Origin of the sequence: uncultured Parasphingorhabdus sp. (assembly GCF_963677535.2) — a bacterium.
Lineage (GTDB): Bacteria > Pseudomonadota > Alphaproteobacteria > Sphingomonadales > Sphingomonadaceae > Parasphingorhabdus.
Map to the genome: position 1 here is coordinate 239,364 of NZ_CAXXUT010000003.1, position 12,509 is coordinate 251,872.

Annotated in this window: 10 protein-coding genes; all 10 read right to left on the bottom strand. The window is 50.4% G+C overall.

Going from position 1 to position 12,509, the window contains the following annotated elements; genetic code table 11:
- Positions 1-20: 20 nt before the first annotated feature.
- Positions 21-635 carry an isochorismatase family protein gene (locus tag ACHZCJ_RS08055; protein ID WP_321325444.1) on the bottom strand — a complete coding sequence of 205 codons (615 nt, stop codon included), beginning with the start codon at positions 633-635 and terminating at the stop codon, positions 21-23.
- A complete protein-coding gene (locus ACHZCJ_RS08060; protein WP_321325446.1) occupies positions 635-1,831 on the bottom strand; it encodes a CoA transferase in 1,197 nt (398 codons plus the stop codon). The genes ACHZCJ_RS08055 and ACHZCJ_RS08060 overlap by 1 nt, the downstream gene beginning before the upstream one ends.
- Entirely contained in the window at positions 1,828-3,723 is a 1,896-nt protein-coding gene (locus ACHZCJ_RS08065; protein WP_321325449.1) for a hydantoinase B/oxoprolinase family protein, read from the bottom strand. The genes ACHZCJ_RS08060 and ACHZCJ_RS08065 overlap by 4 nt, the downstream gene beginning before the upstream one ends.
- 10 nt (positions 3,724-3,733) lie before the next feature.
- Entirely contained in the window at positions 3,734-5,782 is a 2,049-nt protein-coding gene (locus ACHZCJ_RS08070; protein WP_321325450.1) for a hydantoinase/oxoprolinase family protein, read from the bottom strand.
- Positions 5,782-6,714 carry a hydroxymethylglutaryl-CoA lyase gene (locus ACHZCJ_RS08075; RefSeq protein WP_321325452.1) on the bottom strand — a complete coding sequence of 311 codons (933 nt, stop codon included), beginning with the start codon at positions 6,712-6,714 and terminating at the stop codon, positions 5,782-5,784. Before ACHZCJ_RS08075 ends, ACHZCJ_RS08070 begins: the two co-directional genes overlap by 1 nt.
- On the bottom strand, positions 6,707-7,426 hold the full coding sequence (locus ACHZCJ_RS08080) for a GntR family transcriptional regulator (protein ID WP_321327757.1): 720 nt from the start codon (positions 7,424-7,426) through the stop codon (positions 6,707-6,709). The genes ACHZCJ_RS08075 and ACHZCJ_RS08080 overlap by 8 nt, the downstream gene beginning before the upstream one ends.
- Positions 7,427-7,909: 483 nt before the next feature.
- Entirely contained in the window at positions 7,910-8,770 is an 861-nt protein-coding gene (locus tag ACHZCJ_RS08085; protein ID WP_321325454.1) for an aldolase/citrate lyase family protein, read from the bottom strand.
- 137 nt (positions 8,771-8,907) lie between these two features.
- A complete protein-coding gene (locus tag ACHZCJ_RS08090) occupies positions 8,908-9,762 on the bottom strand; it encodes an alpha/beta hydrolase (protein WP_321325456.1) in 855 nt (284 codons plus the stop codon).
- A 60-nt stretch (positions 9,763-9,822) separates the two neighbouring features.
- On the bottom strand, positions 9,823-11,412 hold the full coding sequence (locus ACHZCJ_RS08095; RefSeq protein WP_321325458.1) for an MFS transporter: 1,590 nt from the start codon (positions 11,410-11,412) through the stop codon (positions 9,823-9,825).
- Positions 11,413-11,534: 122 nt separating this feature from the next.
- A complete protein-coding gene (locus ACHZCJ_RS08100) occupies positions 11,535-12,500 on the bottom strand; it encodes a phytanoyl-CoA dioxygenase family protein (RefSeq protein WP_321325460.1) in 966 nt (321 codons plus the stop codon).
- Positions 12,501-12,509 lie beyond the last annotated feature (9 nt).

Genomic DNA, 12,509 nt, shown 5'->3' on the forward strand with positions numbered 1-12,509 from the left:
CGTCATAAAACTCTAGCATTCTATTTTAACCATAGAAGAATATCATCAACATTCTGAACTTCAGCATATTTTTTACCAATATCATATAAGTTAGCATCATGGATTTGCCTGCTCCGATCAGCGCAGCCGTCCGCAGCCACGATAGGAATAAAGCCGTGTTGAAGTGCATCCAGTGCACTCGCGCGGACACAACCCGATGTCGAGTATCCAGCTAGTAAAACTGTATTCACACCGAGAGTCCGGAGATGAGCATTGAGTCCTGTATTGAAAAAGGCTGAGGGATACTGTTTCGTGAAAATTGGCTCGATTGCTCGGGGAGCCAATATCTCAGGTATGAAGCCGAATTTATTCTTTCCTGCCCAGACGGAGAGAGCGGGAACCTTTCTGAAAAAATGCCCGCCATCCGATCCATCTGGCAAGTATCGCACTGTGGTATAAATCACTGGTATTTTCGCGCTTCGCGCAGCTTCCAACAATCGCTTACTTGCGAGCAGAGCAGCATTCGCGCTTGCCATGTACAGCGGAGAATCTGTCTCTAGATAAGCAGATACCATATCGACCAACAACAAGACTGGCCGATCGCCGGGCTGCAATTGGCCTACATAATGATCGTCCCATTTTAACTGGTCTGTCACTAGATTACGCCCTTCTGCTCTAGCTCCATCTGCTTCGCGTTGTCCCAACCAAAGAGTGTGCTAAATACTTCGCCATTATCCTGACCGGGAACTGCAGGTGCAGGGCTGCGGATACTAGACGGTGTTTCAGAAAATTTAGGAACGGCGTTTTGCATTTTGAGTTTTCCAAACCGTTTCGTCTCAACTTCTACGATCGCTTCACGAGCGGAAAAATGGGGATCTGCCAGCATGTCTGGAGCCGTGTAAACGCGACCAGCTGGGATAGAGTATTCAGTCATTGCTCGTTCGAGTTCATCGACGGTGAGTCGTTCCGTCCACGCATTGACGATATCATCTAGCACCTTCTGGTTGTTTCCACGCGCGATATGCGTGGCGTATAGTTCATCCTCTGCCAATTCGGGTTGATCCATGGCCTGCGCCAGACGAGCGAAAATAGCGTCGCCGTTAGCGCCGATCATAAAATGGCCATCCTTGCAGCGATAAACGTTGGAAGGTGCAATGCCAGGCAGGATCGAACCCGACCTTTCACGGATAAAGCCATTGTGATCATATTCAGGAATTAGACCTTCCATAACTTGCAGTACCGCTTCATATAAAGCGGTATCGATCACTTGCCCTTTCCCGGTCTTTTCACGTGATTGCAGCGCGGCAAGTACGCCTATGCAGCCATAGGTAGCGCATAATGTATCGCCGATAGAAATACCCATTCTCGCGGGCGGACGATCAGGATCGCCTACAATATAACGCCAACCTCCCATCGCTTCGCCAATGCCGCCAAATCCAGCACGAGCCGAATACGGCCCATTCTGGCCGTAACCAGACATCCGAGCGATAATTAGGCCGGGAAATTCTAACAACAGATCGTCAGGCGCAAGTCTCCACTTTTCCAACGTACCGGGCTTAAAATTTTCGATCAATATGTCTGCGGTACCGATCAGCTTACGAACGATATCCTGCCCCTCGGGTAACCTTAGATTGGCGGTAACCGATTTCTTGTTCCGGGCGATGACTTCCCATTGGACCTTTTCTTTGCCCTGGCCCCAGTCGCGCATGGGATCGCCTTTGCCTGGCGGCTCGACCTTGATCACTTCCGCGCCCATATCACCGAGCAGCTGACCACAGAAAGGGCCAGCCAACAGTTGGCCTAACTCGACTACTCGGAGCCCCGACAAGGCCCCTTGATTTGGCTTACTCAATCAACATACTCCAGTTCGAGGTTATCATTCCATCGCGGTTGCGTTGGCGCTGGCAGGCCGGTTTCAGCTAGGCAGTTAGCGCGCAACATTTCAATACTTGGACCATAATCGAATAGCGGCAGTTCACCGCGATCCACTTTCATTTGCAAACGCAAAGCTTCAGTCGCATTTAGATCTACGCTGCCATCACCAGCGATTACTACGCCATAGTCGCGTGCGCCTGCAGCAGTAACCAAACCTTGTTCTATTTCGAGTGCAACGAGAGCCGGCTCTCGTTTGAGCGGATCACCCCATCCCCCGCCACCCCATGTGACGAAGTGAAGCTGATCGCCGTTTGTCACTTCTATTTCTTCAACTTTGTTGCCAAGGATTTCGGTAGTGCCGTCTGCTCGCTCCAACATCTTCTTCGCTCGTTTGCCTGGCAATCCACCATTTACGCCCCAAGGCGGAACAAACCATCGATCATCATGAATCGCAATCTGACCATCGGCGAGGAAACGGTACGTCATGCGAATGCCATTGCCACCGCGATGAAGACCGGCACCACCGCTATCCGGCTCAGTTTCATATCGTTCAATCCGCATCGGGAAATAGCGTTCCAAGAACTCGTTTGGAACGTTGGTGAAACCGGGCCAAAGTGAATGCCCGTCTGGTCCATCGCCAGTTGGTCTTCCCGGGATTCCACCAAAACCGATTTGGAACAATTGGAACCATTCTCCCGACTTACCTGGACGATTGTCGTTGCCTGAATAAAATAAATGCGGCGACGAACTGAAGCCGGCGGCGTTCAAGAATTCCGGGGTTTTCTGGCCAAGAAGTCCGCCAAGAATATCGAATATTCGGCCTAGCGCGTGAGTGCGGCCTGACAGCGCTGCTGGAAATGCTGGCTTAAGCAAACAGCCTTCTGGTATCCTTACATCGATCAACTCGTAAAACCCGTCGTTGAAGAGTATCTGCGGGTCGAAAACCATGATCATATAGATGCCAAAAAACATCTTGAACATATTCTCGTTGAGCAGAAAATTGATTGACGCTGCGGATTGCGGATCTGTACCGGAAAAATCCAAAATTACCTTTTCGCCTTCACGCCACATCGTGCATTTGATCTTATAAGGACCAAAACTCATGCCGTCGTCGCAGATGTAATCTTCGAATGTTACCGGTGCTTGTGCAATCGCTGTGGCGATAAGCGATTTCATAGCGCGGTAATTGCGGTCAAGCAGTTGTTGTGTTGCCGAATAATAGACGTCCGGGCCAAAGCGTTTGGTCATTTCGATAATCCGGTTCGCGGCCACACGGCAGGATGCAATCAGCGCATTGAGATCGGCCTGACACCAGTCCGGCTTGCGCGTCTGGTGCATCACTAGCTTCATCAAGTCTTCGTTGTACTCGCCTTTCTTCCAGATTTTGACAGGCGGAATACGGACCCCTTCTTCGAAAATTGAATGCGCTTTAATCGGCATAGAACCGACAACCTTTCCGCCGATGTCACTCATATGGCCGAACATTGCCGTGAATGCGATCAACCGCCCGTCATAGAACACGGGAAGCATCACCAGCCAGTCATTGGAATGGCTTATTGCGCCGCCGCAACTGTAGGGATCAGACAGGAAAATCATGTCTCCATCCTCGATAGTGCCCTCAAATGTCTTGAGAAATCCGTCGATGAAGCTGCCGAACTGGCCGACAATCATTTTGCCTGCTGGATCAGCGATCAGCGGAAAAGCATCGCCTTGCTCCCGGATACCCGGCGACATAGCGGTGCGGACAAGCGTAGCATCCATTTCGATCCGCGCATTACGCAGCGCGTTCTCTATAATGTCTAACGTAACCGGGTCGATGTCGATCGTATTGAATGGTGCTGCATTTTCTTGAATTATCTGGGCGGTCATGGAATCTTCCTCAGGCCAAGTTGATTAAAATATTGCCGACGGCATCGACCTTGGCGATGCATCCGGTCTCAACAAGAGTGGTGGAATCCATTTCAATAATGATGGCTGGACCCGAGATGATATCGCCTTGTTTCAACTTATCACGGTCGTAAATCACGCTCGGCTGCTCCTTTCCATCCATCCATAGAATGTGATCGCGAATTTTAGCATGGACAGGGTCCCCGTCGCCTTTTGCAAGCTCAGCAGCTAGCAAAACTGGCGCTTCACCAAGCGCTACAGCGCGCAGGTTCACGATTTCATGAGGAGTCGTCATGTTAAAGGTGAAGAGTCTTTGATGCTCTTCATCGAAGCGCGCAAGAATTGCCTCGATGCCGCCAACACGAAGAGTGCTTACATCAATCGTCAGCGGGACTTCAAATGCCTGTCCAGCATAGCGGATATCAACTTCGAATTCGCTGGCGATCTCACTTTCTGGAACACCGTCGGCCATTAATTCGTTACGGGTTTGCAGCGACATTTCATCGAACAATGCCACGAGTTCTTCAGCATCAGTCTCATTTGCGAGGCGGTTGAAGCTGCGAGCGGTTTCAGTCCGCATGCGTGTGGTTGCATCACCAAGCGCACAAAGAACGCCTGGCGACACTGGCGAAATCGCTGGCCAGCTATCCATCAACCTTGCAACTGAATTCACGTGCAGTGGTCCAGCGCCGCCAAAGCCCATCAATGCAAAATGGCGCGGATCGAAGCCTTGCTGCACTGAAATCATCCGCAGTGCGCCGAACATATTTTCATTTACGATGTCTATGATACCGCGGGCGGCCTCCATCAAACCGATACCCAGAGCATCTGCGATTTTTTGGATGGACTTTTCGGCGCCCGCACGGTCTAGCTTGAAAGAACCGCCAAGCAAATCTTCTGGTAGATAGCCGAGAACTACATTGGCGTCTGTGACTGTCGGCTCATCGCCACCCTTGCCGTAAGCTACAGGTCCAGGAATCGCACCTGCAGATTGCGGACCAACTCGCAATGCGCCAGTAAGCTCGGGAACATATGCAATTGAACCTCCTCCCGCACCAACTGTCTTAACATCAAGTGCAGAAGCACGAACGCTTAGATGACCAACTTCGGTTGTCCGCTGGCGGCGCGGCTCAAGATTTTCGATCAATGCAACATCAGTCGAAGTACCGCCAACGTCTAGCGTCAAGATGTTGTCAAAGCCTGCGTTTTTTGCAACCCACAGCGCACCTGTGACACCGCCAGCAGGGCCGGACATCAGAATGTTGACCGGATGTTCTTCAGCTTTCTCGGCGCTCATCAATCCCCCATCCGATCGCAACAGGGACAGTTTCCCGGTGAGGCCTGCATCGGCAAGTCCACGACGCAGCGTCGATATATAATTGCCGACTACAGGGCGAACTGCGGCATTCGCGACAGTCGAAAGTGTTCGCTCGTATTCCTGCATTTCAGGCAGAACTTCGTGGCTCAGCGACACGGGAATATCAGGCATGATCTCGCCAGCGATTTCACCTATCCGTTTTTCATGCGCACCATTTGCATATGCATTAATCAAACTTACTGTCAGCGCTGCGACGCCATTGTCTTTCAGCTTGGTGATGACCTCGCGAATGCCATCCTCTTCGAGAGGGTGAATTTCATTCCCATCCGGGTCCATGCGTCCGGCGACTTCTAACGTATCCTCCAATGCGGCGAGAGGCTTGGGCTTGGGCCAAATGATCCATGCTGCCAGACCGCCGGGGACGAAACTGCGCGCAATCTGCAAAATATGACGATAACCGTCGGTTGTGACTAAGCCTACGCGCGCCCCTTTGCCTTCGAGCACCGCATTGGTTGCGACCGTTGTTCCATGCAGCAGATAACCGATATCGCGAGGATCCACTCCCGCTCGTGCAGTTATTTCATTTACACCGGTTAGAATTCCTTCGGAACTGTCGTGGGGAGTGCTAGGAGTTTTATGTCGCCAGAACCCGCCGGTCTGGTTGTCAAACAACAACAGATCCGTAAAAGTACCGCCAACATCGACGCCGAGACGATAACGCATTAAAAATATTCCTTTATGTCTTGCTTACTGGCCGGAAACGAACCGGCCTTTGCCATCATGGATGCTAGTGGTTTATCCATCAAACTGGCCAGCCATTCATTGGCCGCCAATAATTTGTCTATATCGAGGCCCGTCTGAATTCCGGCCCGTTCCAGCATGTAAGTTACATCCTCAGTGGCGACATTTCCCGCTGCTCCTGAAGCGAAGGGACATCCGCCGAGTCCGCCAATGGAAGCATCAACGGTCGCCGCGCCGGCGCATATTGCAGCCCAGACATTTGCTATACCTGTCCCTCGGGTATTGTGAAAATGAACCCTAATAGGCAGGCTTGGTAAAACATCGCGAATTTTATTGATTAGACTAGCGACATGTGCCGGGTTACCGACCCCAATTGTATCAGCGAGTGCGATTTCCACAGGACCCGCTTCAAAAATGGCGGACACCATTTCCACCACGCGCTCTTGCATCACCTCTCCTTCAAAAGGACAGCCGAAGCTTGCAGCGATGGTCGCCTGTGCTGTTATCCCTTTAGAATGGGCGAGCGAAATTATCTCTTTTGCAATCTCGACCGATCCATTACTCGTCTGCCCTTGATTGGCCATCGCGAATGTGTCCGTAGCAACCGCCACTACTCCCAACTGATTTATTCGGCCTGTAGCCAAGGCCCGTTCGGCCCCCCGGTGATTCATGACCAAGCCGATATAAGTCATCTCATCATTTTCAGGCAGGCCGGCACAGACTTTTTCTGCATCAGCCATTTGCGGCACTGCGCGTGGATTTACAAAGCTAGCAACCTCAATCCGGCGCGAGCCAGCATTGATAGCCCGTGCGATCAATGTCAGCTTATGCATTGTGGAAACATACTGAGATTCATTTTGAAGGCCATCACGGGGACTCACTTCGACAATCTCAACTGATGAAATGCTATTCATATGAAACCTCAGAGGACTGCCCCCCTAGCTTACGTTGACCAGACTCTCGGCTTCTTAAAAATATGTCACGCAGAATCTGGGAATTGGTATGACATGCCCAACGCATGTGAGATGTCATAGCCTTCTCTGCCCACGCCTCATCGCGAAGAGCAAAAGCTACCAGCAATTCACCATGCGCGCTGCGCCATCGCAATAATTCGTCAGCGCCATAATGATCTTTATCAGCATCGCGGATAGGCAAAACTATGCGCTGCCCCAACGTGACAAGCATCCCGGAAAGGCTGGTAGAGGCCGCCACCTTTGCAACCAGCGCATGAAATCGCCAAGCGGCGTTGATATAGGTGACTGCTTGGATAGGCGTCTGCCCTGTGGTGCAATATGCAGCTTTGTAACAGCGAACCATTTTTTTCATTACATCGGGTGGGATTCGCGCCGCGGCACGTCGCGCCAGCATCCCCTCTATTACTGAGATAATTTCAAGCAAATCAGCCATCTCGTCAGTAGAATATTCTGCAACATAGCTTCGCTGGGAATCAGTTCGACAAATAAGCATGCCTGATTCTAATTTGTTTAAGGCTTCACGAATTGGTGTTCGAGAAACACCACATTTCTGAGCCAGGGCTTCTTCTCTCAAGGGTGCACCCGGGGGTAGCTCGCCTGAGAGTATAAGTCGCCTAATAGTTGAATAAGCTCTATCCGAAGCTTTTGGCATACTGCCGCTGAATACTGGCTGCCCAAGAACTTCTCTCCGCCAATTTTTGGACAAATCAATTCCTTATTTACGTCAATGCCTTCAATCGCCCGGCGGGAAAAACATTGAGGCTAGAATGACTTAGCTTCGTAAAAAACAATCAGTCAGCCCGCGCGAGCGCCTCAGTCGTCGTATCTATTCGGGAGCTAAAACCAGCGATACCGAACCTTGTCGGCCCTTATTGCTAGGCAAGACAAATTTGTGAATTTCATCATGTGATATCCACGATAGATTTTTACTATAGCCGACTTCTCGGAACATGGCTGTGCTTCAAACGGGGGCTTTGGACGACGATTGGAAAAAGGATCGATAGATAGGGATTTGCCATCCGCTCTGATCAACAGTCCGAAACCACCATTAATGGCCTCTCGACTAATGGATTGCCTAAGGGAACGGAAAAATAATTCGGTTGAATGTGATTAGAGTTATAATAAAGCTCGCCACTCAACCAGCGAGGATGTTTCGAGCCCAACGAACCATCGCTCGATCAACCATCTTCCCTTCGAGCACTCCCACCTCGCCTGCGGTCGACCTAAGAATACGTTTAGCACGAGCCAACTCTTCAGGCGTTGGTCGGAAACAAGATTTTATCGGCGCCACCTGACGAGGGTGAATCGCGGCTTTGCCGTAAAAGCCAGTTGCCTTCCCTTTTACGCACTCGGAAGCGAGGCCTTCGGAATCAGCGATATCGAAAAATGGCGAATCGATTGCTACTATTCCACCACAAGCGGCAGCGTTGACAACGGTGGCCGCAGCATAGCTCGGGCGATAGTGACCAACCTGTTGACCCAAATCGGCGGCATAATCAGCCGCACCGAACATCAGAAAAGACAATTCGCAATCGGCCCGTGCAATCTCGGGTGCCGCCGCCACGCCGCGCGAAGATTCGATCAGAGCTCCGAGGGACGCCTTGCTATTTCCATCCGCTAACATTCGGCTAACCAATTCGAGCTGGCCTGGATCCTCAACCTTGGGAAGCAGGATGTAATCCGGATTGGCACTGGCATTGGCCAAGGCAATAATATCCTTGAGACCACATATCCGGCTTAGTGAATTTACGCGAACAACAATTTGCGGATGAACACTGGTCCGGTTGGCCAACATGTCGATCGTATTCGCTCTTGCTTTGTCTTTTTGATCTTCCGCTACAGCGTCTTCTAGATCAATGATGATCGCGTCGGCCATGCTTGCCGAAGCCTTCGGCAAGCGCTCTGGCATCGAAGCAGGCAGAAATAAAAGGCTGCGCGGGCAATGCCCCCCCCCTCGCATTTTATGCTTACCTTCGGTCGCACCTTCACCCATCATAGCGAAATTACCCCTATTTTCGGACAAAAAAGGTCCAATTCGTCGATCAGTCGTGACCGAAACCTATTGAGCACGATTACTTTGAAGTAAAAACCCAGCCAGATAATAACTACGTTAATCTAGCGGCAATTGAATAACTAACCGAGCTCGCGCATAAAATTATCAATCAGGAAATTAAAACTTGGCGGATCTTCGAGAAAAGGCGAATGGCCGACGCCATCCATCATTTGCACGGTTGCATCTGGCAATGAGCTAGCTAATTCTTGCAGAGTTTCCTCTGAATTAGCCGCATCGTGCTCGCCGAGAATGAAAAGTACGGGGCATGTCAACGCTGGAATAAGATCATGGCTATCGTGTTCCATCTCCGCCATAACTTTTGTGGCATAGAGTGAAAGTTTCAAGTTCGACAACACCATCATTTCACGTAATCCAGAATCGACGGAACGGTATACATTTCGATCTGCAGCATTCTTGGCTTCTCGCAATTCGGCAGCAAAATTTGGTTGCTTATCCTGCACGCGCAACACTGCTTGCGCGCGTTGAAGTCGATACTCTTCGCTCGCGTCGATCATCGCTCCATTGCTTCCAACGCTAACAAAACCTCGAAAATCGCCAATGCCGTAGTTTCGCACCCAGTCCATGAAAACCATAGATCCAAAGGACCAACCAACTACAACCGCATCTCTAAGATCGAACGCACGACGGACCGCTTCAATATCATGCGCCCAAGCATTGGTCGTTGTATAGGCTTGGCGGTCAGAGGGCTTACCTGAGTTTCCGTGGCCTCGCAAATCTAGACTGATAAGACGATAATCCCGAGCAAGCGGTCCACTGAACTGCCTTAAAAAAGCCGCATGACAAAAGCCGAAACCGTGTATGAATAAAATGCATGGCCCATCGGGATTACCAGTTTCATATGCGGCAATGGGAACACCGTCGTCGGTCAGTATATATCGACCGGGCAGATCGGGGATTTCCTGGTCATTAGACATCGTCATTCATCCTTTGGCTGCAGAAACAAAATCATAACTAAATGAAAATCTGTGAAGTTCTTAAGATATCTCCATCCGCCGCCTCAATATTGGCTCACCTTCACATTGTGACAGAATTTGTTTATCATTACTAATATCCGAAACGAGCATACGTGAATATCCGTGCAAATAATCGGCCCAACTCGGACTTTGAAATCGCTCAATCCAAATATTTGGATCATCTACGTCTTGGCCTAAAGACCAGCGTCTGGCGCCGTCGCGACGACGAATCCGTGCTTTCTCGCGCATCGCTTGACGAAAGCTTGCAACATTGCTCCGGGGGACGTTGTATTCTACTGTCAGCCATATGGGCCGGGATCGGGGATCAATATTCAACATACATTGATCGGTTATTTCAATTTTCGGTTCTAGGTCGCTCTCGTCAGGGCTATGGAAATGTCGAGTTGAAGAAAAAACACTAAACGCAAACTGCCCTAATCCAGAGATCAATAACGCGGAAATAAGCCCAGCCTGTGATGCAACCACCCCCCAGAGAATAGATCCGATGGCTATACCCAATGCAAAGGTCATGCTAAAAACAGAAATAGTCCTGGCGAGAACCCATCGTGGACAAGATGTTTGGATCGCCAATTGTAAAGTAGAAAGACTCTGTATCCAACCTATACCACCTAGCAGCAAAGCCGCGCTGGCAGTTAACAACGTGGAACTAAAGGCAAGTGCAAAGCAAGCGGTTGCCACACAAATTGCAGCCCAAAACAACTGCCACTGCGGCGCAAGAAAGTGCCTAACCCAAGCGACGGTGAGCGCACCTGCCATCGCGCCCCCCCCAAATGACGCCAACAAAATTCCAAATCCTCGAGTCTCCAAGCCAAGCTCGACAGCGACGACAGGGGGCAAGGCCAATAACGACGACGCCGTTAACGTCATCAGAAAGCCGCGAATTATATGTAATCGCACACCGGGTGATAATCTTACAAATTGCAATCCATCGATCATCGCCCGACCAATACGCTCCGGTGGAAGCAACTTGATCGGAGGCTGATGACGCCAAGAAATCAGCACTCCGATCATAATCAAATAGGTCACCCCATTTAATCCGAAAGCAATCGCAATGCCAAAAAGCGAAATGATTTCAGCCCCTATGGCAGGCCCCACAGCACGAGCGATATTGTATGCTAGATTATTGAGTGAGATTGAGGCTGCCAAATCGCGACGCTCTACGATCTCCATCACTGTAGCGTGCCAAGCCGGCAGAAATGCCGAGAATCCAAGCGAAATTATAGCGGTCAATACTAAGAGACTTGCAGGTGTCAACTCATTTTGCAGTGTCATCACGACAAGTGCGATTATCGCTACAAGACAAACCAAATTTCCAAGCAGCATCTGAAGACGCTTGTCATAAAGATCAGCCGCAGCACCAGCAGGGATCGCGCTCAACACTAAAGGGAGAGATGCAGCGGTCTGCACCGAAGCGATGAGAACCGATGATGACGTCATTGTCGTCATCAACCAAGCCGCCGAAGCCGCTTGAACAATCGCCCCCATGTTACTTGCAGCACCCGCCATCCAGATGTTTCGAAACACTGAATTCGACAAGGGCGAAAATGTCGCCGACAGCCATGAGACTTTCGAATAAGCGTCATCAACCATTAACGAGATTTACCTTAGCCCAGCACAAACAGCAAAAATATCAGGAGAAGGGCGCCTCAAGATTCGCTGCATCAAGAATACACACGGGGAACATTCGGGAAATATTACTACCCGCTTTGATGTTATAGTACTTTTGGAACACTTGCCGAATCACTAAGCGCCCCCTCCTTCTCAAGACGCTTCATGACATCAGCACGCCTCTGCCCTTCGAGTGGGTCCATAGCCATTTTCGGCCAACTTGTTGAGAAACCATGCGGATAAGTGCTACAATCATCCCGCTGACCGTCCTCAGACCAAATAAGAGGGAAATGCGTCCCCATCGGGCGCTCACCTTCGATCATTTCATCAAAACTCACCCCGGCAACGTTGTTTGCGTCCGGCCTTGGATCCCAGCGAATATCGTCACCAAATACTCGCAGCGACGCAGCAATTCTCCAATCATTCGTCGGATTCCCTCCAGAATAATGAAGCACCCAAGGATGCACAACGAGCATATCACCGCGATCCATATCCCACGATAAAAAATTATAATTGGGATCGCCGCGATGACATTCAATTTCTGGGCGTATCGGCCTGTCATCAGGCTTGATCATTCTTTGGGCATTGCGTGAAAACAGCCAATACTGGACATCCTCGTTATGAGTCCCTGCCAGAACCTCAAGACAATTCTCTTTTACGATCGGGGTCAACGGTATCCACAGTGAGGGCACCATCTTACCGGTTACGGGCCACCCCATACGGTCGTTGTGCCATACCGTCGGACGCGTACTTTGAGGAGGCTTTGCAAAAAGTGAATCAGAGAAAAAGCGAATTTCTTTCGACTGCATAACCTTTCCCGCCGCTTCACCCACAGGAGATTCAAAGGCGAAGCGCCTGAACTCCGGTATTGCATGAGCTAGCCACTTACCTGGAGAATGGGGCAAAAGACCTAAATCCTCGCCATCAACTTGGCTCCGACGCGCCACGGACTCTAGAGAATCTATCCAATCTGTGTCAAAGACGTTGCGCAGAACAACCGCACCGTCTCTCTTGTATGTATCGATATCTTCTTGCGTGATATCGCGCAGGGGTTTGGTATTGAATGACATCTCAGAAAT

Coding starts and splice junctions, on each gene's coding strand:
- ACHZCJ_RS08065 (WP_321325449.1), bottom strand. CDS start 3,723: ATGACCGCCCAGATAATTCAAGAAAATGCAGCACCATTCAATACGATC.
- ACHZCJ_RS08070 (WP_321325450.1), bottom strand. CDS start 5,782: ATGCGTTATCGTCTCGGCGTCGATGTTGGCGGTACTTTTACGGATCTG.
- ACHZCJ_RS08075 (WP_321325452.1), bottom strand. CDS start 6,714: ATGAATAGCATTTCATCAGTTGAGATTGTCGAAGTGAGTCCCCGTGAT.
- ACHZCJ_RS08080 (WP_321327757.1), bottom strand. CDS start 7,426: ATGCCAAAAGCTTCGGATAGAGCTTATTCAACTATTAGGCGACTTATA.
- ACHZCJ_RS08085 (WP_321325454.1), bottom strand. CDS start 8,770: ATGATGGGTGAAGGTGCGACCGAAGGTAAGCATAAAATGCGAGGGGGG.
- ACHZCJ_RS08090 (WP_321325456.1), bottom strand. CDS start 9,762: ATGTCTAATGACCAGGAAATCCCCGATCTGCCCGGTCGATATATACTG.
- ACHZCJ_RS08095 (WP_321325458.1), bottom strand. CDS start 11,412: ATGGTTGATGACGCTTATTCGAAAGTCTCATGGCTGTCGGCGACATTT.
- ACHZCJ_RS08100 (WP_321325460.1), bottom strand. CDS start 12,500: ATGTCATTCAATACCAAACCCCTGCGCGATATCACGCAAGAAGATATC.